General features: G+C 34.0%; 28 protein-coding genes. 16 read left to right on the forward strand and 12 right to left on the reverse strand.

The genetic code is table 11. The features are described 5' to 3' along the window. Positions 1-74: 74 nt before the first annotated feature. The 8 genes from HYN56_RS13835 to HYN56_RS13870 all read left to right on the forward strand — a co-directional run bounded on the left by HYN56_RS13835 (position 75) and on the right by HYN56_RS13870 (position 8,816). Positions 75-2,462 carry a heavy metal translocating P-type ATPase gene (locus HYN56_RS13835; RefSeq protein ID WP_109192718.1) on the forward strand — a complete coding sequence of 796 codons (2,388 nt, stop codon included), beginning with the start codon at positions 75-77 and terminating at the stop codon, positions 2,460-2,462. Positions 2,463-2,576: 114 nt separating this feature from the next. Continuing rightward, positions 2,577-2,768, forward strand: a complete 192-nt coding sequence (gene ccoS / locus HYN56_RS13840; RefSeq protein WP_091491194.1) for a cbb3-type cytochrome oxidase assembly protein CcoS — start codon at positions 2,577-2,579, stop codon at positions 2,766-2,768. Positions 2,769-2,770: 2 nt separating this feature from the next. Then, positions 2,771-4,954 (forward strand): cytochrome-c oxidase, cbb3-type subunit I, encoded by a 2,184-nt coding sequence (gene ccoN, locus HYN56_RS13845; RefSeq protein WP_109192719.1) that lies wholly within the window; start codon positions 2,771-2,773, stop codon positions 4,952-4,954. A 7-nt stretch (positions 4,955-4,961) separates the two neighbouring features. Then, on the forward strand, positions 4,962-5,156 hold the full coding sequence (locus HYN56_RS13850) for a CcoQ/FixQ family Cbb3-type cytochrome c oxidase assembly chaperone (RefSeq protein ID WP_091491191.1): 195 nt from the start codon (positions 4,962-4,964) through the stop codon (positions 5,154-5,156). Between the two features lie 2 nt (positions 5,157-5,158). Further along, positions 5,159-6,100, forward strand: a complete 942-nt coding sequence (locus HYN56_RS13855; protein ID WP_109192720.1) for a cbb3-type cytochrome c oxidase N-terminal domain-containing protein — start codon at positions 5,159-5,161, stop codon at positions 6,098-6,100. A 16-nt stretch (positions 6,101-6,116) separates the two neighbouring features. Then, a complete protein-coding gene (gene ccoG / locus HYN56_RS13860; protein WP_109192721.1) occupies positions 6,117-7,535 on the forward strand; it encodes a cytochrome c oxidase accessory protein CcoG in 1,419 nt (472 codons plus the stop codon). Positions 7,536-7,547: 12 nt separating this feature from the next. Continuing rightward, positions 7,548-7,997: a FixH family protein gene (locus tag HYN56_RS13865; protein WP_109192722.1), complete on the forward strand. Its 450-nt coding sequence runs from the start codon at positions 7,548-7,550 to the stop codon at positions 7,995-7,997. Positions 7,998-8,114: 117 nt separating this feature from the next. Beyond that, the gene (locus tag HYN56_RS13870; RefSeq protein WP_109192723.1) at positions 8,115-8,816 is read left to right on the forward strand and encodes a sulfite exporter TauE/SafE family protein; all 702 of its coding nucleotides are present in this window, start codon (positions 8,115-8,117) and stop codon (positions 8,814-8,816) included. A gap of 56 nt (positions 8,817-8,872) precedes the next feature. Here the strand turns inward: HYN56_RS13870 and HYN56_RS13875 are convergent, their stop codons facing one another. The 7 genes from HYN56_RS13875 to HYN56_RS13905 form a co-directional block, all read right to left on the reverse strand. After that, positions 8,873-9,211, reverse strand: coding sequence for a HepT-like ribonuclease domain-containing protein (locus HYN56_RS13875; protein WP_109192724.1), 339 nt, complete (start codon positions 9,209-9,211; stop codon positions 8,873-8,875). Then, positions 9,204-9,500, reverse strand: a complete 297-nt coding sequence (locus HYN56_RS13880) for a nucleotidyltransferase family protein (RefSeq protein ID WP_109192725.1) — start codon at positions 9,498-9,500, stop codon at positions 9,204-9,206. Before HYN56_RS13880 ends, HYN56_RS13875 begins: the two co-directional genes overlap by 8 nt. Positions 9,501-9,585: 85 nt before the next feature. Next, positions 9,586-10,950 carry an oxygen-independent coproporphyrinogen III oxidase gene (gene hemN / locus HYN56_RS13885; protein WP_109192726.1) on the reverse strand — a complete coding sequence of 455 codons (1,365 nt, stop codon included), beginning with the start codon at positions 10,948-10,950 and terminating at the stop codon, positions 9,586-9,588. A gap of 121 nt (positions 10,951-11,071) precedes the next feature. Beyond that, positions 11,072-11,548 carry a hypothetical protein gene (locus HYN56_RS13890; protein ID WP_109192727.1) on the reverse strand — a complete coding sequence of 159 codons (477 nt, stop codon included), beginning with the start codon at positions 11,546-11,548 and terminating at the stop codon, positions 11,072-11,074. Between the two features lie 96 nt (positions 11,549-11,644). Then, positions 11,645-11,992, reverse strand: coding sequence for a hypothetical protein (locus HYN56_RS13895; protein WP_109192728.1), 348 nt, complete (start codon positions 11,990-11,992; stop codon positions 11,645-11,647). A gap of 109 nt (positions 11,993-12,101) precedes the next feature. After that, positions 12,102-12,524: a DoxX family protein gene (locus HYN56_RS13900; RefSeq protein WP_109192729.1), complete on the reverse strand. Its 423-nt coding sequence runs from the start codon at positions 12,522-12,524 to the stop codon at positions 12,102-12,104. 122 nt (positions 12,525-12,646) lie between these two features. Then, positions 12,647-14,275: an acyl-CoA carboxylase subunit beta gene (locus HYN56_RS13905; RefSeq protein ID WP_109192730.1), complete on the reverse strand. Its 1,629-nt coding sequence runs from the start codon at positions 14,273-14,275 to the stop codon at positions 12,647-12,649. A gap of 187 nt (positions 14,276-14,462) precedes the next feature. Between HYN56_RS13905 and HYN56_RS13910 the strand changes: the two genes are divergently transcribed. From HYN56_RS13910 to HYN56_RS13925, 4 genes are all read left to right on the forward strand, one after another. Next, positions 14,463-15,053, forward strand: coding sequence for a TetR/AcrR family transcriptional regulator (locus HYN56_RS13910; protein WP_109192731.1), 591 nt, complete (start codon positions 14,463-14,465; stop codon positions 15,051-15,053). Between the two features lie 69 nt (positions 15,054-15,122). Continuing rightward, complete coding sequence (locus HYN56_RS13915) at positions 15,123-15,581, forward strand: hypothetical protein (protein WP_109192732.1); 459 nt, start codon at positions 15,123-15,125, stop codon at positions 15,579-15,581. 2 nt (positions 15,582-15,583) lie between these two features. Next, entirely contained in the window at positions 15,584-15,892 is a 309-nt protein-coding gene (locus HYN56_RS13920; RefSeq protein WP_109192733.1) for a DUF3817 domain-containing protein, read from the forward strand. A 7-nt stretch (positions 15,893-15,899) separates the two neighbouring features. Continuing rightward, positions 15,900-16,106, forward strand: a complete 207-nt coding sequence (locus HYN56_RS13925) for a hypothetical protein (protein WP_109192734.1) — start codon at positions 15,900-15,902, stop codon at positions 16,104-16,106. A 50-nt stretch (positions 16,107-16,156) separates the two neighbouring features. Here the strand turns inward: HYN56_RS13925 and lpxD are convergent, their stop codons facing one another. The 3 genes from lpxD to prfB form a co-directional block, all read right to left on the reverse strand. Continuing rightward, positions 16,157-17,155: a UDP-3-O-(3-hydroxymyristoyl)glucosamine N-acyltransferase gene (gene lpxD / locus HYN56_RS13930; protein ID WP_109192735.1), complete on the reverse strand. Its 999-nt coding sequence runs from the start codon at positions 17,153-17,155 to the stop codon at positions 16,157-16,159. A 329-nt stretch (positions 17,156-17,484) separates the two neighbouring features. Beyond that, complete coding sequence (msrB, locus tag HYN56_RS13935) at positions 17,485-17,931, reverse strand: peptide-methionine (R)-S-oxide reductase MsrB (protein ID WP_109192736.1); 447 nt, start codon at positions 17,929-17,931, stop codon at positions 17,485-17,487. Positions 17,932-17,994: 63 nt separating this feature from the next. After that, a protein-coding gene (gene prfB / locus HYN56_RS13940; protein ID WP_109192737.1) for a peptide chain release factor 2 occupies positions 17,995-19,093 on the reverse strand; the annotation gives its coding sequence in 2 pieces (ribosomal slippage) (positions 17,995-19,029 and positions 19,031-19,093; 1,098 coding nt in all). A 151-nt stretch (positions 19,094-19,244) separates the two neighbouring features. Between prfB and HYN56_RS13945 the strand changes: the two genes are divergently transcribed. Continuing rightward, positions 19,245-20,264, forward strand: a complete 1,020-nt coding sequence (locus HYN56_RS13945; RefSeq protein WP_109192738.1) for a threonine aldolase family protein — start codon at positions 19,245-19,247, stop codon at positions 20,262-20,264. 128 nt (positions 20,265-20,392) lie between these two features. On the opposite strand, the gene HYN56_RS13950 is transcribed toward HYN56_RS13945, so the two are convergent. Further along, positions 20,393-20,713 (reverse strand): YbaB/EbfC family nucleoid-associated protein, encoded by a 321-nt coding sequence (locus HYN56_RS13950; RefSeq protein ID WP_091491161.1) that lies wholly within the window; start codon positions 20,711-20,713, stop codon positions 20,393-20,395. 70 nt (positions 20,714-20,783) lie between these two features. Here HYN56_RS13950 and HYN56_RS13955 point away from each other — a divergent pair, with 70 nt between their 5' ends. The 3 genes from HYN56_RS13955 to HYN56_RS13965 all read left to right on the forward strand — a co-directional run bounded on the left by HYN56_RS13955 (position 20,784) and on the right by HYN56_RS13965 (position 25,274). Continuing rightward, the gene (locus HYN56_RS13955) at positions 20,784-22,919 is read left to right on the forward strand and encodes a S9 family peptidase (protein ID WP_109192739.1); all 2,136 of its coding nucleotides are present in this window, start codon (positions 20,784-20,786) and stop codon (positions 22,917-22,919) included. Between the two features lie 70 nt (positions 22,920-22,989). Next, positions 22,990-24,030, forward strand: coding sequence for a PLP-dependent cysteine synthase family protein (locus tag HYN56_RS13960; protein WP_109194804.1), 1,041 nt, complete (start codon positions 22,990-22,992; stop codon positions 24,028-24,030). Between the two features lie 326 nt (positions 24,031-24,356). After that, positions 24,357-25,274 carry a LamG-like jellyroll fold domain-containing protein gene (locus HYN56_RS13965; RefSeq protein WP_109192740.1) on the forward strand — a complete coding sequence of 306 codons (918 nt, stop codon included), beginning with the start codon at positions 24,357-24,359 and terminating at the stop codon, positions 25,272-25,274. A 107-nt stretch (positions 25,275-25,381) separates the two neighbouring features. On the opposite strand, the gene HYN56_RS13970 is transcribed toward HYN56_RS13965, so the two are convergent. After that, on the reverse strand, positions 25,382-25,585 hold the full coding sequence (locus tag HYN56_RS13970; RefSeq protein ID WP_109192741.1) for a hypothetical protein: 204 nt from the start codon (positions 25,583-25,585) through the stop codon (positions 25,382-25,384). Positions 25,586-25,633: the final 48 nt, after the last annotated feature.

Here is a 25,633-nt window from a genome sequence, read left to right on the forward strand (position 1 = left end):
TAGGTATAACATGACAATTATCATCTTAATAATTGTGCTTTAATTGGAAATTTGTGGCAAATAAAAACAAGTTTATGAGGGAGCAAAGTTGTTTTCATTGTGGTTTAACTATTGAACAAAATGAAGAAATTGATTTTGATGATAAAAAGTTTTGTTGTGCCGGCTGTAAAACAGTGTATGAAATTTTCAGCAGCAACAATTTAACCTCTTATTATGATTTCGAAAAATCGCCTGGTGCCACACCACAGGACATTGCAGGGAAATACGATTTTTTAGATAATGAAGCCATACTTTCAAAAGTATTGGAGTTTCAGGAAGGAAACACGGCTATTGTTTCTTTAAATATTCCGCATATCCATTGCAGTTCTTGTATTTGGATTTTAGAAAACCTAAACCGATTACAGCCTGGAATTAGCATTTCTCAGGTTAATTTCCATGAAAAAAGAGTTCGAATTACGTTCAATTCAGATACTGTTTCTTTAAAAGAAATCGTGTATCTGTTGAGCTCAATTGGTTACGAACCTTACATCAGTTTAGAAAATTATGAAACTGGAAAAACAAAAGTTGACAGAAGTTTAACCTATAAATTGGGTGTTGCCTTTTTCTGTTTTGGAAATATCATGCTGCTTTCGTTTCCGGAATATTTCGAAATGAAGGAATTCTGGTTAGATAGCTACAAACCGTTTTTCAGATTATTGATATTTCTTTTAGCACTGCCAAGTTTCTTATATTCTGCAAGCGGCTATTATATTTCGGCTTATCACAGCATTCGAACAAGAATGTTAAATATCGATATTCCAATTGCGTTGGGGATTATTGTGATGTTTGTTCGAAGTACTTACGATATGCTTATGGATCACGGACCTGGTTTCTTTGACAGTTTAGCCAGTTTGGTGTTCTTTATGCTTTTAGGGAAAATGTTCCAAACTAAAACCTATAGTTTTTTGAGTTTTGAAAGAGATTTTAAATCTTATTTTCCAATTGCTGTTACCAAAATCAATAAAGATGCTTCAGAAGATAATGTTGCGATTTACGATGTTGTAAAAGGAGATCGTTTATTGATTCGTAATCAGGAATTAATCCCGGTTGATGGTATTTTAATCAGTGAAAGCGCCGATATTGATTATAGTTTCGTGACCGGAGAAGCTATTCCAATTACCAAAAAATCAGGAGATAAGGTTTTTGCTGGCGGGAAACAGATTGGAAAAGTAATCGAAATGGAAGTTTTGCATTCGGTTTCCCAAAGTTATTTAACTCAATTGTGGAGTAACGAAATCTTTCAGAAAAAAGTAGATCAAAAACACAAGACCATTACAGATGCAATAAGCCGTTATTTTACCCCTATTTTATTGCTAATTGCATTTGCTGGTTTTGGTTATTGGATTTCTATCGATGCTAATATTGCTTTTAATGTTTTTACAGCGGTTTTAATTGTGGCTTGTCCATGTGCATTGGCACTTACAGCTCCGTTTACTTTTGGTAATATTTTGAGAATTTTAGGAAAGAAGAAATTCTATCTCAAAAATGCTGTTGTTATTGAACAATTAGCCAAAGTTGACACGATTGTTTTCGATAAAACAGGAACCATTACAACCAATAAAAAATCAAATATTTTATATGAAGGAAATTTTATTTCTGATGAAAAAAGTATTTTGATTAAGAATGTTTTACGTGCGTCAAATCATCCGTTGAGCCGAATGTTGTATGATTTTCTACCCGAAACAAAAAGAGTTAACGTTTCTGAATTTCAGGAGATTACAGGGAAAGGAATTTTGGCTGTTGCCGAAAATAAAGAAATTAAAATTGGTTCTGGACAATTTGTGGATAATTTGGTTTCTGATGGTTCAGAAATTGAAAAAACAGCTTTACATATTAAAATTGATAGAGTTTATTTCGGAAAATTTGTTTTCCAAAACCAATATAGGGAAGGACTGGAAACACTTTTTTCAAAACTGAATAAAGACTACGAAATCAAAGTGCTTTCCGGAGATAATGATGGAGAAAGAGCCAATCTTGAAGCCATTCTCCCTAAAAACACTGAATTAGTATTCAATCAAAAACCAGATCAGAAACTCGAATTCATAAAAAAACTGCAGGAGAAAGGAAAGAATGTCATGATGGTTGGAGACGGTTTGAACGATGCCGGAGCTTTGGCACAAAGTAATGTCGGAATTTCGATTTCGGAGAATGTAAATGTCTTTTCACCGGCTTGCGATGCTATTTTAGACGCTTCTGAATTTTCACGTTTAGACTACTTTTTAAAGCTTTCACATAAGGCGATTTTTATCATCAAGATGAGTTTTGGTTTATCATTGCTCTACAACGTTATTGGATTGGCATTTGCGGTCACAGGAAACCTTCTTCCGCTTGTTGCTGCGATCATTATGCCGTTGAGTACAATTACCATAGTCAGTTTCGTTACTTTTATGTCTAACTATTTCAGTAATAGTAATTTAGAATAGTTTTAAATAATTCAAAAGATATTTTTTTTATTTTTATTATTCTTCTCTGAGCATGATAATTATCATATTTTAAACGCCGATTGCCTAGTAATTTTGTTAACATAAATTTACGGTATGAGTGTTATTTATCTTTTAATTTCAGTAAGTATTTTCGTAGCAATTTGTTTCTTCATTGCTTTCATTATTGCTGTCAAATCTGGCCAGTACGACGACGATTATACACCTTCAGTCAGAATTCTTTTTGACGATGAGACCAAAATTATTTCCCAAAATAATAATTCACCAATCGAAGAAAAACAAGTATAATTATGGAAATGGAACAGTTTTATTACGACAACAAAATTGTAAAAAAATTCATTTACGCCACAATACTCTTTGGAGTTGTGGGTATGTTAGTGGGGCTTACCCTTGCGGTAATGTACCTTTTTCCCAACATCACAGATGGGATCTCGTGGCTTAGCTACGGCCGTTTAAGACCATTACACACCAACGCTGTTATTTTTGCCTTTGTGGGTAATGCCTTCTTTGCCGGAATGTATTATTCTATGCAGAGATTATTAAAAGCCAGAATGTTTAGTGATTTTTTAAGTAATCTTCATTTCTGGGGCTGGCAGTTGATTATTGTGGCTGCTGCAATTACACTTCCGTTAGGTTATACTTCTTCTAAAGAATATGCAGAATTAGAATGGCCAATCGATATTGCAATTGCTTTAATCTGGGTGGTAATGGGAATCAACATGATTGGTACCATGTTACGCCGTAGAGAGCGTCACTTGTACGTAGCAATCTGGTTTTATCTGGCAACATTTGTAACAGTAGCAGTATTACACATTTTTAACAATATCGAAATTCCAGTTTCCGGTTTAAAAAGTTATTCTGTTTATGCTGGGGTTCAGGATGCATTAGTACAATGGTGGTACGGACATAACGCGGTTGCATTTTTCCTAACTACTCCGTTTTTAGGATTGATGTACTATTTTGTACCAAAGATTGCCAACAGACCTGTTTATTCTTATAGATTATCAATTATCCACTTTTGGTCTTTAATCTTTATCTATATCTGGGCGGGGCCTCACCACTTATTATATTCTGCATTGCCAAACTGGGCACAGAATTTAGGAGTAGCTTTCTCAGTAATGTTAATTGCTCCATCTTGGGGAGGTATGATTAATGGACTTTTAACGCTAAGAGGTGCTTGGGATAAAGTTCGTGAAGAACCAGTTTTAAAATTCTTTGTAGTAGCAATTACAGGATACGGAATGGCAACGTTTGAAGGGCCGATGCTTTCTCTTAAAAATGTAAATGCTATTGCACACTATACAGACTGGATCGTAGCCCACGTACACGTTGGAGCTTTAGCTTGGAATGGTTTTATGTCATTTGCGATTATATATTGGTTGATTCCACGAATGACAAAAACAGATTTGTTCTCTAAGAAATTGGCAAACTTCCATTTCTGGATTGGTACTTTAGGGATTATCGTTTATACAATTCCGTTATATGTAGCTGGTTTTCAACAAGCTTCTATGTGGAAACAATTTAATCCAGATGGAACTTTAACTTACGGTAACTTCCTTGAAACCGTAACGGCTATTATGCCAATGTATTGGATGAGAGCTATTGGTGGTACTTTGTACTTAGTAGGTATGCTGACATTGGTTTATAACATCATAATGACAGTTAGACAAGGTTCGCCAGTGGAAGACGAATTAGCTCAGGCTCCTGCTTTACAAAGAATCAGCAGCGGAAGAGTAAGAGGAGAGAAATTCCACTCTTGGTTAGAAAGAAAACCAATCCAATTGACAATTCTGGCTACAATCGCCATTTTAATTGGAGGTATCATTCAGATTGTACCAACGATTATGGTAAAATCAAATATCCCGACAATTTCAAGTGTAAAACCATATACGCCGTTAGAATTGGAAGGACGTGATTTATACATCAGAGAAGGTTGTGTGGGTTGTCACTCACAGTCAGTTCGTCCATTTAGAAGTGAAGTAGAACGTTATGGAGTGCAGTCAAAAGCTGGAGAATTTGTTTACGATCATCCATTCTTGTGGGGATCAAAACGTACAGGTCCGGATTTATTAAGAGTTGGTGGTAAATACAATGATAACTGGCACTTTAATCATATGTGGAATCCGCAAAGTACATCTGCCGGATCAATTATGCCAGGTTACAAATGGTTATTTGACAACAAACCTCTTGATATTTCTCTAACACAAAAGAAAATGCAGGCTATGATTACTTTAGGTGTACCATATACTCCTGAAGATGTTGCGAATGCTGAGAAAACTTTAAGAACTCAGGCTGTTAAAATAGAGAAGAGTTTAGAAAGCGATCCTGACTTTGTAAAAAGTTATGAAGACAGCAAGAAAAAAGCGGCTGCAAAAGGAGAGCAATTCGTTCCAATGAACGAAAGAGAAATCGTTGCTTTGATTGCCTACATTCAAAGACTTGGTACTGATATTAAAGTAAAAGAAACGAAATAACAGCATTATGTTCGAACAAATAAAACACAATATGGAAACAATATCGGGTGTAGAATTATACCCGATTATTTCCCTCTTGATTTTCTTCTTCTTCTTTGTAGGATTAGGCTTTTGGGTATTCTCTTATAGAAAAGACAAAATTCAGGAAATGAGTAGTATTCCTTTAGATGAAGGGCTTGTTGTAATTACAAAAGAGATATAAAAATGAAAAAATTTTTCCCAGTATATGTTAGAGTACCGTTGATTTTCTTCATCGTATTCGGTTTGATGGAGTATTTCGTAGACTCAGGTGACAGAGCAGCATTTATAAAATACCCAATGGTGTCGCTGTTTTTATTTGTCTTCTTGTTCATTTTAATTGCAATTGAGATTACGCTTAGTGCTGTAAATCGTGTCATGTATCAATTAATGACACCAGAAGAAAAAGCGAAAAAAGAATTTGAAGAAAGTTTAAGCTTAAAAGAAAGCACTTGGTTTAAAAACTTGATGCAAAAGCTGACCAAAACATCACCAATTGAAAAAGAAGGTGAGCTTTTAATGGATCATGATTATGACGGAATCAAAGAGCTTGACAACAATTTACCGCCTTGGTGGGTCTATTTATTCTATATCTGTATCATTTTCGGAGTTATTTATGTAGTTCGTTATGATGTTTTAGGAGCCGATAATCAGGAAATGGAACTGAAAAAAGAAATGGCTCAGGCAAAAATTGATGTGGAAGAGTATCTGAAAACTGCTCCAGATTTAATGGATGAAAAAACAGTTGTTTTGCTTACAGATGATGCAAGTTTAGCGGCAGGAAAAGAAATCTTCACCACAAACTGTGTAGCCTGCCACAGAGCAGATGCAGGAGGACAAATCGGACCAAACCTAACAGATGACCGTTGGATTTTAGGAGGAGGAATTAAAAATCTTTTCCACACGATTACAAACGGAGGCCGAGATGGTAAAGGTATGATTTCATGGAAAGGAACCTTAAAGCCAAAAGAAATTCAGAAAGTAGCAAGTTACATTCTGTCATTACAAGGAAGTAATCCAAAAGATCCAAAAGAACCGGAAGGAGAAGTTTGGGTTGATGACAGTGCTCCCAAAACAGATGCAGGAGCAGCTATACCTACTAAAGATACCACAACAGTAAAAAAATAATTAGAATACAAATATCATGTCAAATTTACCAGACGAAGCGTTTAGAGATACCATTGGAACTATAGATGAAGGTGGTAAACGGAAATTTATCTTTCCTAAAAAACCGTCTGGTAAATTTTACGATTACAGAAAAATTGTAAGTTACCTTTTACTCGCAATTCTATTTATAAATCCGTTTATTAAAGTAAACGGAAACCAATTTATGATGTTCAATATTCTGGAACGTCGTTTTAATATTTTTGGTTTTCCTTTCTGGCCACAGGATTTTTATCTCTTCGTAATTTCAATGCTTGTAGGCGTTGTATTTGTTATCCTATTTACAGTCGTTTTCGGAAGGATTTTTTGCGGCTGGATTTGCCCGCAGACTATTTTTCTGGAGTTGGTTTTCCGTCGTATCGAATATTGGATTGATGGAGATCGCGGTTCACAAAGCCGTTTGGCAAGAATGGAATGGAATGGTGAGAAAATTAGAAAAAGACTTCTTAAATGGACTATTTTCTTCCTGATTTCTTTTCTTATTGCCAATGTGTTTCTAGCTTATCTAGTTGGAAGTGATACTTTGTTTGTAATGATAAAAGAAGGTCCTGTTAAAGAAGCAAGTAACTTTATTGCGCTTCTTATTTTCACAGGTATTTTTTACTTTGTTTTTGTATGGTTTCGTGAACAGGTTTGTATTATTGCCTGTCCGTATGGAAGATTACAAGGCGTTCTTTTAGACAATAAATCGATTAATGTGGCTTATGATTTTGTGCGAGGAGAAAAAGAAGAAGGCCGTGCAAAATTCAATAAGAAAGAAGACCGTGCCTTAACAGGAAAAGGGGATTGTATTGATTGTCTTCAATGTGTTCACGTTTGCCCGATGGGAATTGATATTAGAAACGGAACGCAGTTAGAATGTACTAACTGTACCGCTTGTATCGACGAATGTGATCATATAATGGAATCGGTAGGATTGCCAAAAGGTCTTATTCGCTACGCTTCTGAAGACGAAATTGCTAAAAAAGAGCCTTTCAGATTTACGGCTAGAATGAAAGGATATACAGCAGTGCTCTTTATTTTATTAAGTATTTTTGTTGGAATGCTGTTTTTAAGAACTGATGTTCAGGCAGTTGTTCTGCGTTTACCGGGACAATTATTCCAGCATAACGGAGATAAAATCAGTAATGTTTACACTTATAAGATTGTAAACAAAACCATGAAAGATTACAATGATATTCATTTTGAGCTAATCGATCAGAAAGGTGAAATTAAGAATGTCGCAAAAAGACATTTTAAAGTTGCAAAAGAGGGAATTTCTCAAGGAACATTATTTATAGAAATTAATGAAGTTTTATTAGAAAGTGATAAAACAAAAGTAAAAATAGGAGTTTACAATGGTTCTGAACTCATAGAAACAACAACAACAAATTTCTTAGGACCACGCAGTTTTAATTAAAAATTTACCACTATGAAAATTAATTGGGGTACCGGAATCGTCATTGCATTTGGACTGTTTATGACATTTATTTTATATTTTGTTTTTGAAGTACAGTCAAATTCGAAATACGATAATGATTTGGTTGTCGAAGAATACTATAAACACGACACTCATTTTCAGGAAGAAATGGCGAGAATTCAAAACGCACACGATTTACAGCACAAACCATTAATCAAATATACAAATAGTGGAGTAGCTGTAACTTTTCCAGCCGGATTTGAAAGCGATAAAGTACAAGGGAATATTTTGTTGTATCGTCCTTCAAATAAAAAGTTTGACTTTAATACCAAAATTGCTTTAACAAACTCTTCTATCATTATTCCTCATAAAAAATTAATAAAAGGACGCTGGGATGTCAATATGGAATGGCAGTACGAAGGCAAAAAATATTTAACCAAAGAAGTGATTTACGTCAATTAATTTAGGTTCTAAAGATTTGATCCGCTAGGATCAATTCATCAGTAGAAAAAAAATATCCATAGATAAAATGTCCTGTAGGGACAAGTTATGAGGATTTGCAATTAAAAATTAATTAATATGTTGTTTTCAGCATTCATATTAGGACTTATCAGTAGTCTGCACTGTGTCGGCATGTGCGGACCAATTGCCATGATGCTTCCTGTTGACAGACAAAATGAAGCCAAAAAAGTAACACAGATTTTGACGTATCATTTGGGAAGATTGACCGCTTATGCGATAATCGGATTGATTTTTGGATTACTAGGAAGAGGTTTTTTCCTTGCGGGATTACAACAGAAAATGTCCATCATTATTGGGGTAATCATGATCATTGTGGTTTTGATTCCAGAGAAAAAATTTGCGAATTATAATTTTTCAAAACCGGTTTATAGAATTATTTCTAAAATTAAATCAAACCTCGGAGCTCAATTTAAAAACAGGAGTTATAAATCTCTTTTTACAATTGGTCTGCTAAATGGATTTCTTCCATGCGGAATGGTTTATGTAGCGCTGTTTGGAGCAATCGCTATGCAAAGTGCCAGTTTTGGTGTTTTGTATATGCTCTTATTCGGAATTGGAACTATACCGTTGATGACAATTGTAGTATATGTGGATTCATTACTAAAATTGCCTTTCAGAAATAAAATCCAAAAGGCAATTCCTTATGTTGCTGTAATTATTGGAGTTTTGTTTATTCTTAGAGGATTAGGACTTGGAATTCCATATATTTCTCCTTCTAATGTGAGTTTATTTGTACAGCAGACTCCTAACTGTCATTAGAGATTATAAGTTAAAGAACTTATGTTTTTATAAAATATGATGAATTAAATTTTGTTTTATTCTTCAGTTAAGAAATTTGAAATTAGCTTATTAATCTCAGGAATTTTATTTTTCATTACGTCCCAAACAATAGTATAATTTACTCCCATGTAGTCGTGGATAAGTCTATCTCGCATGCCAGCCATATTTTTCCATTGAATAGAATCATTATCAGCTTTAAAATCCGAAGGGATTTTTTTGGTAGCTTCTCCAATGATTTCTAAACTTCGCACGACTGCACGTTTTAGAGTTTCATCTTTAAGAAAATCTTCAAATGATAAATTTTTGCTGACAGATAAGATATACGTACATTCGTCTTGAATGTGTCTAAGATATTCTGTAGTATCTTTAGACATATTGAACTTCGTTTAAAATTTTGGAACCAATGTATGGACTTAAACCATTTTTAGTAACAACTTCGATTTTCTCATTTTTGAATAGGTTCTCAAAGAAGTCATAAACCGCCATGTAATTATCAAAGTTTTCTTTGTCAGGTTCAAAATCAATCAATAAATCTATATCACTTTCAAAAGATTGTTCATCCCGAATATAAGAACCAAACAAACCAACATTTCGAATACCGAATTTAGAAAGTTTCTGCTTATTCGATTTCAGAGTTTTTAATATGTTGTCTTTTGTTGTCATGATAACTTTTTTCAAATATACAAAAGATTGTCTATAGAAGTTAGATTTTCAAAAGTTTACCTGTTCTTTCAGGTGGCATGATTATTTAAACAGTCATCGAAAACAAGTTCGTTTCCGGTGACTTTCTTTTTAGATGTAAATCGAATGCCATACAAATATTACGCACAAAAGGCCTTCCTGCTTCTGTGATTTTAATTGAATTTTCTTCAATAACAATTAAACCATCATTTTCTATTTCTTGTAAAGCAATTAAAACTTCAGGAAGTTCTATGAAATTTAAAGATTCTTTTGTCCAGGAAGTCTGAAGTTCGCAGGTTAAATTCAGAATGTGTTTTCTAATGATTAAATCTTCTTCATTTAAAATATGACCTTTAACAACAGGTAATTTATCCCATTCCAATAATTGATAATAATCTTCCAGATTTTTAGTGTTCTGAGCAAAACTATACCAGCTGTCACTGATTGAAGAAACACCTAAACCAATCATAACTTGTGTTTTAGAAGCGCTGTATCCCATGAAATTTCGATGTAATTTACCATTGTGGGCTGCTTTGTATAAACTATCAGCTTCTAAGGCAAAATGATCCATTCCAATCTCATGATAACCGTTTTGCGAAAGCAGTTTTTTTCCAATTTCATAAAGCTGTCTTTTTTCGGCATCTTTTGGCAGGTTTTCATCATTAAAACCGCGTTGACCGTTACCCTTTATCCAGGGAACATGAGCATAGCTGTAAAAAGCCAATCGGTCTGGTTTTAAAGAGTTGGTTTTTTCAACTGTATCAATAACATCTTCAATAGTCTGAAACGGAAGCCCGAAAATAATATCATGACCTATAGAGCTGTAACCAATTTCTTTGGCCCAAAAAGTTACTTTAGCAACATTATGAAAAGGCTGAATTCGGTTAATTGCTTTCTGAACTGTAGCAGAATAATCCTGAACACCGAAACTTACTCGGCGAAAGCCTAATTCATATAATTTTTTTAATTGTTCATGGGTAGTGTTATTGGGGTGTCCTTCAAAACTAAATTCATGATTTTCTGCTTTTATAGCATAGCTGAAAATTCCATTGATTAGTAATTCCAGATTTTCTTTCGAAAAAAAAGTTGGTGTTCCGCCTCCTAAATGTATTTCTTTAATAACAGGTTTTTCAGGAAGTATTTTACAGTATAAATGCCACTCTTTTAAAAGTGCTTTAATATACGTTTCTTCAACAGAATGGTTTTTGGTAATTCGTTTGTTGCATCCGCAGAAAGTACACATGCTTTCGCAGAAAGGCAGATGAATATATAAACTAATTCCGTTTTTTGAATTGCTTTCAGAGAATGATTTTTGTAAGGAAGTGATCCATTTTTCAGTTGTGAAATCAGCTTCATTCCAATACGGAACGGTAGGATAGCTTGTGTATCTTGGACCTGGGACATTGTATTTTTGTGTCAAAGAGATTTTCATAATGACGGATTTAGTTTACCTCAAAATTAAAACTTCGTTGAACGGGATAAAATGACAAATATCATATAAAATACAAAAAAAAGAGGCTCAAAATTTGAACCTCTTTAGCTGAATTAAATAACTAACGTGATATAGAATCTTGGATGATTTTAAGCCATTTTTTCGCAAACTGATGATCTTGATACACGCTTATTTGTTTGATGCGGTCATCATCAAAATCATAGAATGGAATTATTATCTTTTTAGATGTTTCTTTGTCCAGAAATTCGAAATCAATTTTAATGATTGTATTTGAATGTGCGTCTGTTGTTGGAATTAATTTACAGGAATCAATAGTGTTTAAATCCACATAAATTGATTCTTGCTGGTTTGGATTGAAATTCATTAAAATGAACTTCTTGTTTTTCTGATCTAGAGTCAAAGTTTTATTATTAATTGATTCTGTCAGATCAAAACTTTCCGGATTAGACGGATTGAATCTCTTCTTTATATTTAAAATTCTTGATTTACTGGCAGCGCTTGAGCGAGCAGAAAAATATACCGGAATTGCGACAATAATTAAAATCACAATACCCATAATGGTTGTTGTAGTTTCCATAATGTTTTTAATGAAATAAATAAAATGATATACACCGGCTCCGTTAGAAAGCGGTTATAGATTGAAGAATAAATCTTCGGCCGAAATCAAGTTTATTTACCAGAAAAAATGGAAAGCGTAAAGTATGACTGAAACTTTTTTACTTTGAGTAGTGAAAAGCTTAGTATATGCTAAAGTAGTTGTAACAGTTTGGTGCTGTGGGATAAGAGGTAAAAACGAATCCAGACATTTTAATATCCCGGATGAAGCGGTTTTAATATTTGCTGCAAATTGATAATTGCCTTGCGGCTGAATAAATGCAGAAGAATCTCCTGTCTCTTTACAGAAATTTGAATCCGTTTTCTGTGTTTCATTTAGGTGCACAGAAGCTGTGTCTGCCTGATAAGCAAACAAACCTGCAATCAAAAGTGCAATAAAGATAACGGTTTTACGAATCCAATTCATGTCGGCGAATTTAAGTCATAAAACACAATTAATGAAATTTTATAGAATTAATTAACAAACAAAAATTATCCCCAGATTTTTTTAATTAAAAACTGGGGATTTTATAAGTTTATTGTTGCATTTTAAAGTAATAGTCTGCAGAATGTTTACCACTTCCATAAAACAGAAAGAAGATACAGACTAACAAAACCACTACAGCTAAAAGTAAGCTTTCGGAGTGCATTTTTCCCATAAAATTTACAAGAACAGCACCAAATAGGATAGGTAATTGAGCGGCAATTGCCCAACGAGTTAATAGTCCGAAAATAATCATTATACCACCAATCATATGAGCAGGAGCAATGTAATGCAGCATAAACATTCCTCCTCCAAATTTGTCAATAGGGGAAATTAAATCATGCAGGTACTGAATATTGGTGACAAACGAGACACCTTTCATAAATAAAAATCCACCCAAAACAATACGTACTAGATCAACCGGTAAATAAGTGTGCGAGTTCGCCCATTTATTCAAACTTTTTACATTTTCCATGATGTCGTGTGATTAAAAATTGTATACTAAGTTACTAATTTTTAATGAGATGTGTATTTTTAACAACTTGAAAATGAGTTTTTTGCTTTTTATTTAACGTATTATTGAGAATTTCCAAATCGTTAAACCTGAATAACGCCCAAATTAAATGGTTTTTGAATAGGAGCGTGGTTCGCAGCTTCGATTCCCATTGAGATCCAGGTTCTGGTATCTAACGGATCAATAATAGCATCTGTCCATAATCTTGAAGCAGCATAATAAGGTGAAGTCTGCTCGTCGTAACGTGCTTTTATCTTATTGAAAAGTTCAGTTTCTTTTTCTTCATCAACAACTTCACCTTTTGCTTTAAGCGAAGAAGCCTCAATTTGTGCTAAAACTTTTGCAGCCTGAGTTCCGCCCATAACAGCAAGTTCTGCGCTTGGCCAGGCAAAAATTAGTCTTGGATCATAAGCTTTTCCGCACATGGCATAGTTTCCTGCTCCATAAGAATTTCCAACAATAACGGTGAATTTTGGTACAACAGAATTACTTACAGCGTTTACCATTTTAGCACCGTCTTTAATGATTCCTCCGTGCTCAGATTTTGAACCAACCATAAATCCGGTAACATCTTGAAGAAACACAAGTGGAATTTTTTTCTGGTTGCAATTGGCAATAAATCGGGTTGCTTTATCAGCACTGTCAGAATAAATTACACCGCCAAACTGCATTTCGCCTTTTTTGGTTTTAACTACTTTACGCTGATTAGCCACGATTCCCACGGCCCAACCGTCAATTCTGGCATAACCAGTAATTAGAGATTGTCCATAACCTTCTTTGTAAGCTTCAAATTCTGAATTATCAACCAGACGTTTGATGATTTCCATCATATCATATTGTTCGGTTCTCGCTTTTGGAAGAATTCCATAAATGTCGTTGGGTTCTAAAGCTGGTTTTTCTGCTTTAATTCGGCTGTAGCCTGCTTTATCAAAATCACCAATTTTATCTACTATATTTTTGATTTTGTCCAAAGCATCTTTATCATCTTTAGCTTTGTAATCAGTAACTCCTGAAATTTCACAGTGTGTTGTAGCGCCTCCTAAAGTTTCATTATCAATAGTTTCGCCAATAGCAGCTTTTACCAAATAACTTCCGGCAAGGAAAATACTTCCTGTTTTATCTACAATCAAAGCTTCGTCGCTCATAATTGGGAGATAAGCGCCACCTGCAACACAACTTCCCATAACGGCTGCAATTTGTGTAATTCCCATACTGCTCATTTGGGCATTGTTTCTAAAGATACGTCCAAAATGTTCTTTATCAGGGAAAATTTCATCCTGCATTGGCAGATAAACTCCTGCGCTGTCTACAAGATAAATAATAGGAAGTCTGTTTTCTATGGCAATTTCCTGCGCACGAAGATTTTTCTTTCCGGTAATCGGAAACCACGCACCGGCTTTTACAGTGGCATCGTTGGCAACTACGATGCATTGTTTTCCTTTGATATAACCAATTTTTACCACAACTCCTCCTGAGGGACAGCCGCCATGTTCCGGATACATTCCTTCGCCTGCAAAACCACCAATTTCAATACTTTTAGAATTTTCATCCAATAAATAAGCGATTCTTTCACGCGCCGTCATTTTGCCTTCGGCGTGCAGTTTTTCGATACGTTTTTCGCCTCCGCCTAATTTTACTCTAGCAAATTTTTGTTTTAATTCAGAAAGGAGCAGTTTATTGTGATCTTCGTTTTTATTGAAGTTTAAATCCATGATATAGTATTGATTTTACAAAATAGTGTTGGCTAATTTACAAAATCAATTGAAATAAATGAGTGACTTTAGGAATTAAGAAATACTTTGTAAATGTTTATCTGATGTATTTTTCAAAATAGGTAGTAAAAGCATAAATCAATTATTTTTTCTTTATTTTGCTATTTCATACTAATCAGTATTTTTTATGTCAAAAGCGGCAAATACAAGACTTACAATTCTGCATAAAGCATTTGAATTGATTTATACGAAAGGTTACCAAACTACAAGTATTGATGAAATCATTGCGACTACACAAGTAACAAAAGGTGCTTTTTATTACCATTTTAAAACTAAAGATGAAATGGGAGTTGCTATAATTGAAGAAATTCTAAAGCCAACCATGCAGGAACATTTTATACAACCAACAGACGCTTCTCAAAATCCAATTGAGGATTTTTACAATATGATTTCGTATTTATTGCTGGAAGATCCTTTTCTACAAGTAAAATATGGTTGTCCGGTTGGAAATCTTACTCAGGAAATGACGCCATGGAATAACAAGTTTAGTGAAGCTTTAGCAGAATTAGTCGATTTATGGAAAAGGACCATTATAAATTCAATTGAAAAAGGAAAAGAATCAGGTTTAATTCGTAAAGACGTTGTGGGCGAACAAGTAGCATTTTTTATCTTATCGGGCTATTGGGGAATACGAAATTTCGGAAAACTCCAAAATGATAATTCGTCTTATCTGGTTTATTTAAAAGAACTTAAGAGTTATTTAAATGGCTTGAGATAAAATTATTTTTCAAAAACATACTACTTAGTATGTTTTTGAATATATTTGCATTGTCTAAATCAAAAAACAATGTATCAAACACTTTTAACTGGTCATTCTTTTATGCGATGGCTCGTATTGGTAAGCTTATTTTATTCTATTTTTATTGCTTATCGTGGTTATTCTCAAAAACTTTCTTTTACCAGGAAAGATAATTTGTTACGTCACTGGACAGCTACAATTGCCCATATCCAGCTTCTTTTTGGAATATTGGTTTATCTGCAAAGTCCGATTGTGAAATATTTTTGGAGAAATTATAAAGATGGATTTCAAAATCTGGATGCTTCATTTTTTGGACTAATTCACATTTTTTTGATGTTAGTTGCTATAATCATCATCACAATTGGTTCCGCTTTAGCGAAAAGAAAACTTTCAGATCAACAGAAATTCAAAGCGATGTTAGTTTGGTTTTCTATTGCCTTAATCATCATTTTTATTGCCATTCCATGGCCATTTTCACCTCTTGCCAACAGACCTTATTTTAGATAATTATGAAAAATTTACTTCAAACAAATACTGGACGTTTAAGAATTATTGGATTTCTTGAAGGCACATCACTTTTGATTTTACTTTTTATAGCAATGCCAATGAAATATATTTTTGAAATACCGTTTCTGACAAGGCCAGTTGGAACGATTCACGGAGCCTTATTTTTACTTTTTATTTTCAATACGTTAAGCGTAGGAGTTGAGCAGAACTGGAAGTTCAGACATACCACATGGAAAGTGCTTTTGGCGTGTGTAATTCCTTTTGGAACTTTTTATATTGATTCCAGGATTTTAAGTAAAATTCAAAATTAGTAAAACTATGATTTTTGTATTCAGAACAAACGTGGACAGCGTTTCTAAAGTGAAGAAAGTTGCACCAAAACTAAATCGATTATTTCCAAATTCAAAGTGGAATTTTGATCTTGAAGACTGCGATAATATTCTAAGATTTGAATGTAAAGACGATATTATCGAAAAGGTTATTTTTTTGATGAAAGTAATTGGCTTTGAATGTGAAGCATTATAAAAAAAACATCCGAAGAAACGGATGTTTTTTTTATATAAATTAGAGTTGAATTATTTTTTAGTAGCGCAAACCATTCGTTTTAGAATCGCCCATTGTTTTAAGGCGTCACGAGCTTCAACAGCAGGATAACCCAGCATTGTTTTTCCGGCAGGAACGTCTCCGGTTACACCAGATCCCGCACCAATTACAACGCCGTCGCCAATAGTAGTATGATCTTTTATTGAGGCACTTCCGCCAATAATAACACCATTTCCTAAAGTAACAGAACCTGCTAACCCGCTATTTCCTGCCATAATACAGAACTTTCCGAGTTTACTGTTATGTCCAATCTGAACCAAATTATCAATTTTACAGCCATCTCCAAGAATTGTAGAACTGAATTTTCCACGATCAACACAGGAATTTGCTCCAATTTCAACTCCATTACCAATAATTACATTCCCAATTTGTGGAATTTTCACCAATCCTTTTTCAGTACAAGGTCGAAACCCGAAACCATCTGCGCCAATAGTTGCATTTGGATGGATAATACAGTCATTTCCAATATGGCAACGTTCACGGATAACTGTTCCAGACCAAATAATAGTATTTATTCCGACAGTTGATTCGTCTAAAATAGTAACGTTAGGATAAATTACCGCATAAGCACCAATTTCGGCTTTTGGGCCAATATAACAGCCGGCACCAATTTTAGCGCCTTCGCCAATAATCGCAGTTTCATCTATAATGGCGGTTTTATGAATGTCATTACGAAAGATTGGAGTTGGCTGGGCAAAAAGGGCAAGAATCTGTGACATTGCCAAATCGGCATTTTTTACTTTTATAAAAGCGCGATTTTCTCCAGGTTCAATTGAAATATCTTCGTTTACGATAGCAATGGAAGCATTTGATGCCGACCAATATTTTTCGTATTTTTTATTTCCAATAAATGAAATTTCTGAAGTTGTTGCTTTTTCTAATTGTTCTGTTGCCGTAATGCTTTGTGAAGTACTGCCATAAATTACGCCATTAATAACTTCATTAATTTCTTGAATTGAATAGGATCTCATTGACAAATTTTATCGACTAGGGTTATTTTTTGTCAAATAAAATGAATTACATTTTAATTACCTAATTAAATTTTTGAGTTTCTTAATAAAAAAATAAAATAATGATATAATTTTTGAAAAATTAACATTTAAAATATTAATTTAATGAGAGTTTTTGATAAATTGACTGGCTGTAACTTAGGTTTTGAGTAAAATCAGTTCAAAATTTAGAAGAAAAAATAAATCATTTAATTGTTAAGTGATGGCTTACATTTGTTTTGTTAAATCGCTTAATTTTTGATAGTTATAAAAAAAAGCGATTCGCTTTTTAACGAATCGCTTTCTGTAAATTATTCTTTAATTTTTGATAAAGAAACTGCGTTGATGCAGTAACGTAAACCGCTTGGCGGAGGTCCATCAGGGAAAATGTGTCCTAAATGTGCATCGCATACATTGCAAACAACCTCAACCCGAACCATTCCGTAGGATCTGTCAGCATGATAAGCGATAGCGTTTTCTTTAATCGGTTGTGTAAAAGAGGGCCAGCCTGTTCCTGATTCGAATTTTTCACTCGCGTCAAAAAGAACTGTTCCGCAGCATTTGCACTCATAAATTCCAGGATCAAATAAACTACACAATTCAGAACTAAAGGATCTTTCTGTTCCTTTTAAACGTGTTACCTGAAATTCCTCGGGAGTTAAGATTTGTTTCCATTCTTCCTCCGTTTTTTCGACTCTCTTTTCAGGAGCCGGATTTCCTTTATTTGTAAAATGAATTACATCTGCCCATTTTATCATAACTTTTGTTTTTTTGTTTCAAGTTTCAGGTTGACTGAACACTAAAAAACTGACCACTGAATACTATTCTTCCTCTTTTTGTCCCATCATCATCAGATAGGCTTTTAAGAAAGGATCGATATTTCCGTTCATTACACCGTCAACATCGCTGGTTTCATATCCTGTACGAACGTCTTTTACTAATTTATAAGGCTGCATTACATAATTACGAATCTGCGAGCCCCATTCGATTTTCATTTTTCCGGCTTCAATATCGGCGCGTTGTGCTTGTTGTTTCTTTAACTCAATTTCATACAATTGAGAACGAAGCATTTGCATAGCACGTTGTCTGTTATCCTGTTGAGAACGTGTTTCAGAACACTGAATCTGGATTCCGGTTGGTTTGTGAACCAATTGAACCTTAGTTTCAACCTTGTTTACGTTTTGTCCTCCCGCACCACTCGAACGAGAAGTGGTAATCTCAATATCAGCAGGATTAATGTCGATTTCGATACTGTCATCAACAAGCGGATAAACATAAACGGAAACGAAAGATGTATGACGTTTCGCATTGCTGTCAAAAGGAGAGATTCTTACTAAACGGTGAACACCATTTTCTCCTTTTAAATAACCAAAAGAATAATCACCTTCAAATTCTAAAGTTACCGTTTTGATTCCGGCAACATCACCTTCCTGAAAGTTAAGTTCTTTTATTTTGTAGCCATAACTTTCGCCCCACATCATATACATACGCATAAGCATTCCTGCCCAGTCGCAGCTTTCCGTTCCACCGGCTCCTGCAGTAATTTGTACTACGGCACTTAAACTGTCACCTTCATCAGAAAGCATATTTTTGAACTCAATGTTTTCAATATGCGATTGCGCCGCGTTATATTGTTCATCCAGTTCATCAACGGTAAGTTCGCCTTCTTTGTAGAAATCATAAGCCAGCTGTAATTCTTCTGTAAGAGAAACGGCTTTGTCATAATCTTCAATCCATTTTTTCTTGTTTCGAAGATTTTTTACAATGTTTTCGGCTTCTTTCGGATTGTTCCAAAAATCAGGTGCAAAAGTTTTTTCTTCTTCGTTGGCAATTTCGATTAGCTTGGCATCAACGTCAAAGATACCTCCTCAACGCACCAAGGCGCTCCACAATACCTTTTACTTGTTCGGCTGTTGTCATAAATTAATTAATAGGATTTATATGTTTTTTATCAAAATTACGTTAATTTGGTCTATAGAAACAAGTGAGTTAAATTTTACTAAAACTTGCTGAGAATAACTATAAGTAATACGTAATTTTGCATACAAAAATAAGATATAGTTTTTAGAATATGGAAATAAATTTAATCAGCGATACCATAACAAAGCCTACTTATGAAATGCTGCAGTATATGTTTAACGCTCATGTTGGCGATGATGTATACAAACAGGACCCTACGGTGATTGAATTGGAGAACAGAACAGCAGAGTTTTTTGGTATGGAAGCTGGGCTTTTTTTTCCGTCTGGAACTATGGCAAATCAGACTGCGATTAAATTGCATACACAGCCAGGTGAGCAGTTAATTGCAGATAAATATGCCCATGTTTATCATTATGAAGGAGGAGGTGTTTCTTTCAACAGCGGTGTTTCCTGCTGTTTAGTAGATGGAAACCGAGGCATGATAACAGCAGCGCAAGTTAAAGCAGCGATAAACGACCCTGAATTTTATCATAGTCCCTTAACCAGTTTGGTTTGTGTTGAAAATACAACCAATAAAGGTGGTGGTGCTTGTTATGAATTAGATGATTTAAGAGAAATAAAAAAAGTTTGTGACGCCAATAATTTGAAATTTCATCTTGACGGTGCCAGAATCTGGAATGCTTTAGTGGCAAAAAGACAAAATCCGAAAGAATTTGGAGCTATTTTCGATACTATTTCCGTTTGCCTGTCTAAAGGCCTTGGAGCTCCAATTGGTTCTGTATTGCTTGGGAGTAAAGATGATATTCGCAGAGCGTTGAGAATCAGGAAGATATTAGGTGGAGGGATGCGTCAGGTAGGATATTTGGCGGCTGCAGGATTGTATGCTTTAGCTCATAATATTGAAAGACTGGCAGAAGATCATCGCAGAGCAAAAGAGATTGCTAAAATATTAAGTACAAAGCAATGGATTGCATCTATTGAACCTGTTGAAACCAATATTTTAATTTTTTCATTGGCTGAAGGTTATAGTGACCAATTATTGATTGAAAAATTAAAACAGAAAAATATACTTATAAGTTCTTTAGGACATAATAAGCTTAGAATTGTAACGCATTTGGATTACAAAGAAGTAATGCATACTTATGTGTTAGAAACACTTTCGAAGTTTTAGAGAAAGTGACAAAGTTACAAAGGTTCAGAGTAACAAAGCTTGAAAAAAGACGCATATTGCGTCTTTTTTTGTTTTTTGAGTAAGAGAGAAGAAACCTTTGTCTCTTTGTAACTCTGTATCTTTGCCTCTTATTTAAACAAATTATCCATTCCAGGAATAGATGGCATATCCATTCTCGCAACGGCATCTAATTCTCTTTCGTTAACGTTGGTTGCTTTTTCGATTGCTTTATTTAGAGTCACGATCAAATAGTCTTCCAACTGTTCTTTATCTTCCATTAAAGAATCGTCGATAGAGATTGATTTTATTTTTCTGCTGGCAGTAATAGTCACTTTCAGTAATCCGTCTGCGCTTTGTTCATCAATCAAAACAGTATCTAAGCGCTTTTTAGTATCTTCAATTTTTTGTTGGGTTTCTTTAAGTTTACCCATCATTCCCATTAAATCCATTTTTGTTGATTTTTTAAATTATTTTCAGACAAAATTAGTATATTGCTGTGTTAATTCAATAGAATATTTTATGAAAAAATTAATTTGGTTCTATTGCGTTTGTGCTATTTTTGCGTCTTTATTTTTAAAAATTAATGCTCAGTCAATGCAAAATGATATATCGGCTCCAAAGGCCAAAATAATTCCAAAAACATTAAAAAAACACAAAGAATCCAGAATTGACAACTATTTCTGGCTGAACGACAGAGAAAATTCAGAAGTAATTGATTATCTCAATCAGGAAAATGCTTACTATGAAGATATGACTTCTCATACAAAATCTTTAAAAGATAATTTGTTTGAAGAAATGAAAGGAAGGATTAAAGAAGATGATTCTTCGGTTCCATATTTTTATAATGGATATTTCTATATTACCCGTTTTGAAACAGGACAGGATTATCCCATTTTTGCCAGAAAAAAAGGTAGTCTTTCTGCAGAAGAAGAAATTCTTTTTAATTGTAACGAAATGGCAAAAGGACATGCTTATTTTAAATTAGGAGGATTAAGTATTAGTCCCGATAATAAATTTGCAAGCTTTGGAGTGGATATCGTTGGAAGAAGAATTTATACCATTCAGGTTAAAAATTTAGAAACCGGCGAAATTTTAGCAGATAAAATAGAGAATGTTACAGGAGCTTCAGTTTGGGCAAATGATAACAATACTATTTTTTATGTGAGACAGGATCAGGTAACTCTCAGAGCTGATAAAGTTTTTAGACATAAACTAAATACAGCGTCTGAAAAAGATGTTTTGGTTTTTGATGAGGTGGATGATACTTTTAATGTATCGATCAGCAAAGAAAAATCAAGAAAATATATTGTTATTGGTTCTGGAAGTACTTTGACAACTGAATACAGAATTTTAAATTCGAATAATCCGGATGGAGAATTTGTTGTTTTTCAGCCTCGTGTTCGCGGATTAGAATATAGTATTTCGCATTACGAAGATTCGTTTTATATTTTAACGAATAAAGATAAGGCGACCAATTTTAAATTAATGAAAACGCCTGAAGATAAAACAGGAAAGAAAAACTGGGTAGATCTTATTCCGCACAGAGAAGATGTTTTATTGGAAGATATTGAAATATTTAAAAATTATTTAGTTGTAGAAGAACGTTCCAACGGATTGAATCATATTCGCATTATGCCATGGAATGAGGAACCGGATTATTATCTTCCATTTGGCAGTGAAACGTATAATGCTTACACGACAACAAATGTTGATTTTGATACCGATATCCTACGTTACAGTTATCAGTCATTGGCAACGCCATCTTCTATAATTGATTTTAATATGAAAACTAAAACCAAAGAAATCCTGAAAGAGCAGGAAGTTTTGGGTGGAAAGTTTGATAAAAATAATTACATAGAAGAAAGAGTATGGGCAACAGCCAGAGATGGTATAAAAGTGCCTATTTCAATGGTTTATAAAAAAGGATTGGAGAAAAACGGTAAAAATCCATTATTACTTTATGCATATGGTTCGTACGGAATAACTATGGATACGTATTTCTCTTCCACAAGATTATCGCTTTTGGATCGCGGATTTGTTTATGCTATTGCGCATATTCGCGGAGGAGAAGATTTAGGAAGACAATGGTATGAAGACGGAAAACTGTTAAAAAAGAAAAATACCTTTACAGATTTCATTGATTGCTCTAAATTTGTAATAGACCAAAAGTACACTTCTTCGGAACATTTATATGCAGAAGGAGGATCGGCAGGAGGTCTTTTAATGGGAGTAATTGTAAATGAAGCTCCGGAATTATATAATGGAGTCATAGCTCAGGTGCCTTTTGTAGACGTAATTACCACAATGCTGGATGACAGCATTCCGCTTACAACTGGAGAGTATGATGAATGGGGGAACCCAAACAAAAAAGAATATTATGATTATATGTTATCCTATTCACCTTATGATAATGTAAAAGCACAGGAATATCCTAACATGTACGTATCTACGGGATTACACGATTCGCAGGTACAGTATTGGGAGCCAGCTAAATGGGTTGCAAAATTGAGAGATCTAAAAACAAATGATAAACTTTTATTTTTAGATACCAACATGGATGCAGGTCATGGCGGGGCTTCGGGACGTTTTGAGGCTTTGAAAGACTTAGCAAAAGAATTTAGTTTTTTGTTAGATTTAGAAAAAATTAAAAGCTAATTAGATTTTTTTTGTTAAATTTGCAACCTATCAAGGTTAATTAAAAATGCCCTTGATTAACTATTTTTTTATGAAAGAAGAAATAACCGCTTATAATAATGTTTTAGAGTTAATAGGTAACACCCCGCTTATTAAACTAAATAAAATCACCGAAGAGTTAGAAGGAAATTTCTACGCAAAGGTAGAAGCTTTCAATCCAGGTCATTCCTCAAAAGATAGAATCGCATTATATATTATTGAAGAAGCCGAGAAAAGAGGAATTCTATCACCGGGAGATACCATTATAGAAACCACATCCGGAAATACGGGATTTAGTTTAGCAATGGTAAGCATTATTAAAGGTTACAATTGTATTTTAGCAGTAAGTTCAAAATCATCCAAAGATAAAATTGACATGCTGCGTAGTTTAGGAGCTAAAGTATATGTCTGTCCGGCTCACGTTTCTGCAGATGATGAAAGATCATACTATAATGTAGCAAAACGTTTACACGAAGAAACAAAAGGATCAGTTTACATTAATCAATATTTTAACCAATTGAATATTGATGCTCACTACAACACTACAGGTCCGGAGATTTGGGAACAAACAAAAGGACAAATCACACACTTAATTGCTTGCAGCGGAACAGGAGGAACTATCTCAGGAACTGCAAAATTCTTAAAAGAAAAAAATCCAAATATTAGAATCCTCGGAGTTGATGCTTTTGGATCTGTATTGAAAAAATACCACGAAACAAAAGAATTTGACAGCAAAGAAATTTATCCATACCGTATAGAAGGTTTAGGTAAAAATTTAATTCCGTCTGCTACAGATTTTGATATTATTGATAAATTCATGAAAGTAACTGACGAAGAAAGTGCACACTCAGCAAGGGAAATCACTCGTAAAGAAGGTTTATTTGTTGGATATACTTCCGGGGCAGTAATGCAGGCTATTAAACAATACGCTGAAGAAGGCGAATTTACAAAAGACAGTAATATTATCGCTATTTTCCCGGATCACGGTTCTCGTTACATGAGTAAAGTATTCAGCGATGACTGGATGAACGAGCAAGGTTTCTTTGACAGCGTTAATGAAGAAGAAGCTCAAAAAATTGAATTCGTAAAGTAATTAAGTTACTTTTTTAAATATCAAACTCCATTCGTATTTGCGAATGGAGTTTTTTTATGGTCTAAATTTAAAATAAGACACTAGGTGTTTTATTAAAATAACGTATTTATACGTAAGAAATTAGTAAGTTGATTAAATTTTGACTTGTATTTTAGTAATATCGTTAAAAGTGTAAAAATGTATTTTGAAGATAGAAAATGTCCGAAATTGTTTATTTTAACGAGTATTTCTGTAGGTTGTCGGAAATATTTCCGCTCCAATTCATAATAATCTAGTTTAGCAGTGTTAAAATAACCTTAGTTGTTTAATCCCTAAAATCTATTATTATGAAAAAATTACTACTCACAGTTTTGTTTGTAAGTTATTTGAATGTTAGTGCTCAAACACCGATTCAGGAATTTAACTTTAATGGTACTTTAAATAATACCGCCAATACCACTTCATTTATGGGAATCGATAATTTCGTTGCTGACAGGGCAGGGGAAGCAAGAGGTGCCCAACGATTAAATAATAAAGCTCTGGAGGCTGTGATAGACAATCTGCCTCAGGGTAAGAACGCCAGAACAGTTAGTATCTGGGTTAAATTTAATGATATTGCTACGGCTAACTATATTTGGGGTTATGGAAATGCCTATAATGCGCAATATTGCGGTTTATTACAGCAAGGAACTTCTTCTTCTAACTCCGATTTGAGTTTAGCTGCATGGGGTGCTTCAAATGATGTGATTGTATCTACTCCGTTAGAAAAATATGTTTGGTATAATTACACGATTACTTATGAAGGAGCAACTTCTAAAATTTATCGTGACGGAAAGTTATTGAAATACCTTGAAGGTATGACAAGAGCTACAAATGGAAATATTTTCAGATTAGGTGAAATTAATACTACTATTGGAATTAATGCAGATATTGATGATCTGAAAATCTATAATGTAGCTTTGACAGCAGAGCAGGTAAATGATCTTTATGAAAAAGGAAAACCTGTTGTGGCTATGGCAAGTGCACCAACAATGGAATTAAAGACTTCTAAAACTGTTGTTGCAAACGGGAAAACAGCTACTAAAACAACCAGTAGTAAAATAATAACTTCAAGTGATGTTACTGGTTCAGTAAAAAATATTGAAGTGTATTCGCAAGGACAAAAAATAGAAGGGAGTAATGCATTAAATATTAATGACTTACCAGAGGGAACTTATCTTTTAAAAGTTACCAGTTCTCCGGCTAAAAAAATTACTTCAAAATAAGAGCTTTTACTTAGTTTTTAATATTTGTTAGTTTTCAACATTGCGCAAGCAATAAATTTTTTGAAATAGTAAAAAAGCCTTCTGGAATACAGAAGGCTTTTTATTGATTATCTTTTTTTCTGCTGGCCGGGAGCATATTCTCTTGCGCTTTTGCTTCCAGAAGCTTTTTTTGCCTGTCCTGGTGGGATTTTCTTGGTTGTAGTTGCTGGTCTGGTAGTATGCGTGTGCGTACTACAGCTGATAACGCTTAATACTAAAAATAAAAGTACTAAAGCAATAACCGCAATTTTAGTGAATTTTGATGTCTGCATTTGGGGTAATTGTTAATTAAATTTACAAGTCAAAAATATAATTTTTAG

Source organism: Flavobacterium crocinum, assembly GCF_003122385.1.
In the GTDB taxonomy this organism is placed as follows: domain Bacteria; phylum Bacteroidota; class Bacteroidia; order Flavobacteriales; family Flavobacteriaceae; genus Flavobacterium; species Flavobacterium crocinum.

What these genes read in the sequence shown, in the direction of transcription:
- HYN56_RS13835 (WP_109192718.1), top strand. Translation starts at nt 75, where the DNA reads ATGAGGGAGCAAAGTTGTTTTCATTGTGGTTTAACTATTGAACAAAAT.
- ccoS (WP_091491194.1), top strand. Translation starts at nt 2,577, where the DNA reads ATGAGTGTTATTTATCTTTTAATTTCAGTAAGTATTTTCGTAGCAATT.
- ccoN (WP_109192719.1), top strand. Translation starts at nt 2,771, where the DNA reads ATGGAAATGGAACAGTTTTATTACGACAACAAAATTGTAAAAAAATTC.
- HYN56_RS13850 (WP_091491191.1), top strand. Translation starts at nt 4,962, where the DNA reads ATGTTCGAACAAATAAAACACAATATGGAAACAATATCGGGTGTAGAA.
- HYN56_RS13855 (WP_109192720.1), top strand. Translation starts at nt 5,159, where the DNA reads ATGAAAAAATTTTTCCCAGTATATGTTAGAGTACCGTTGATTTTCTTC.
- ccoG (WP_109192721.1), top strand. Translation starts at nt 6,117, where the DNA reads ATGTCAAATTTACCAGACGAAGCGTTTAGAGATACCATTGGAACTATA.
- HYN56_RS13865 (WP_109192722.1), top strand. Translation starts at nt 7,548, where the DNA reads ATGAAAATTAATTGGGGTACCGGAATCGTCATTGCATTTGGACTGTTT.
- HYN56_RS13870 (WP_109192723.1), top strand. Translation starts at nt 8,115, where the DNA reads ATGTTGTTTTCAGCATTCATATTAGGACTTATCAGTAGTCTGCACTGT.
- HYN56_RS13875 (WP_109192724.1), bottom strand. Translation starts at nt 9,211, where the DNA reads ATGTCTAAAGATACTACAGAATATCTTAGACACATTCAAGACGAATGT.
- HYN56_RS13880 (WP_109192725.1), bottom strand. Translation starts at nt 9,500, where the DNA reads ATGACAACAAAAGACAACATATTAAAAACTCTGAAATCGAATAAGCAG.
- hemN (WP_109192726.1), bottom strand. Translation starts at nt 10,950, where the DNA reads ATGAAAATCTCTTTGACACAAAAATACAATGTCCCAGGTCCAAGATAC.
- HYN56_RS13890 (WP_109192727.1), bottom strand. Translation starts at nt 11,548, where the DNA reads ATGGAAACTACAACAACCATTATGGGTATTGTGATTTTAATTATTGTC.
- HYN56_RS13895 (WP_109192728.1), bottom strand. Translation starts at nt 11,992, where the DNA reads ATGAATTGGATTCGTAAAACCGTTATCTTTATTGCACTTTTGATTGCA.
- HYN56_RS13900 (WP_109192729.1), bottom strand. Translation starts at nt 12,524, where the DNA reads ATGGAAAATGTAAAAAGTTTGAATAAATGGGCGAACTCGCACACTTAT.
- HYN56_RS13905 (WP_109192730.1), bottom strand. Translation starts at nt 14,275, where the DNA reads ATGGATTTAAACTTCAATAAAAACGAAGATCACAATAAACTGCTCCTT.
- HYN56_RS13910 (WP_109192731.1), top strand. Translation starts at nt 14,463, where the DNA reads ATGTCAAAAGCGGCAAATACAAGACTTACAATTCTGCATAAAGCATTT.
- HYN56_RS13915 (WP_109192732.1), top strand. Translation starts at nt 15,123, where the DNA reads ATGTATCAAACACTTTTAACTGGTCATTCTTTTATGCGATGGCTCGTA.
- HYN56_RS13920 (WP_109192733.1), top strand. Translation starts at nt 15,584, where the DNA reads ATGAAAAATTTACTTCAAACAAATACTGGACGTTTAAGAATTATTGGA.
- HYN56_RS13925 (WP_109192734.1), top strand. Translation starts at nt 15,900, where the DNA reads ATGATTTTTGTATTCAGAACAAACGTGGACAGCGTTTCTAAAGTGAAG.
- lpxD (WP_109192735.1), bottom strand. Translation starts at nt 17,155, where the DNA reads ATGAGATCCTATTCAATTCAAGAAATTAATGAAGTTATTAATGGCGTA.
- msrB (WP_109192736.1), bottom strand. Translation starts at nt 17,931, where the DNA reads ATGATAAAATGGGCAGATGTAATTCATTTTACAAATAAAGGAAATCCG.
- HYN56_RS13945 (WP_109192738.1), top strand. Translation starts at nt 19,245, where the DNA reads ATGGAAATAAATTTAATCAGCGATACCATAACAAAGCCTACTTATGAA.
- HYN56_RS13950 (WP_091491161.1), bottom strand. Translation starts at nt 20,713, where the DNA reads ATGGATTTAATGGGAATGATGGGTAAACTTAAAGAAACCCAACAAAAA.
- HYN56_RS13955 (WP_109192739.1), top strand. Translation starts at nt 20,784, where the DNA reads ATGAAAAAATTAATTTGGTTCTATTGCGTTTGTGCTATTTTTGCGTCT.
- HYN56_RS13960 (WP_109194804.1), top strand. Translation starts at nt 22,990, where the DNA reads ATGAAAGAAGAAATAACCGCTTATAATAATGTTTTAGAGTTAATAGGT.
- HYN56_RS13965 (WP_109192740.1), top strand. Translation starts at nt 24,357, where the DNA reads ATGAAAAAATTACTACTCACAGTTTTGTTTGTAAGTTATTTGAATGTT.
- HYN56_RS13970 (WP_109192741.1), bottom strand. Translation starts at nt 25,585, where the DNA reads ATGCAGACATCAAAATTCACTAAAATTGCGGTTATTGCTTTAGTACTT.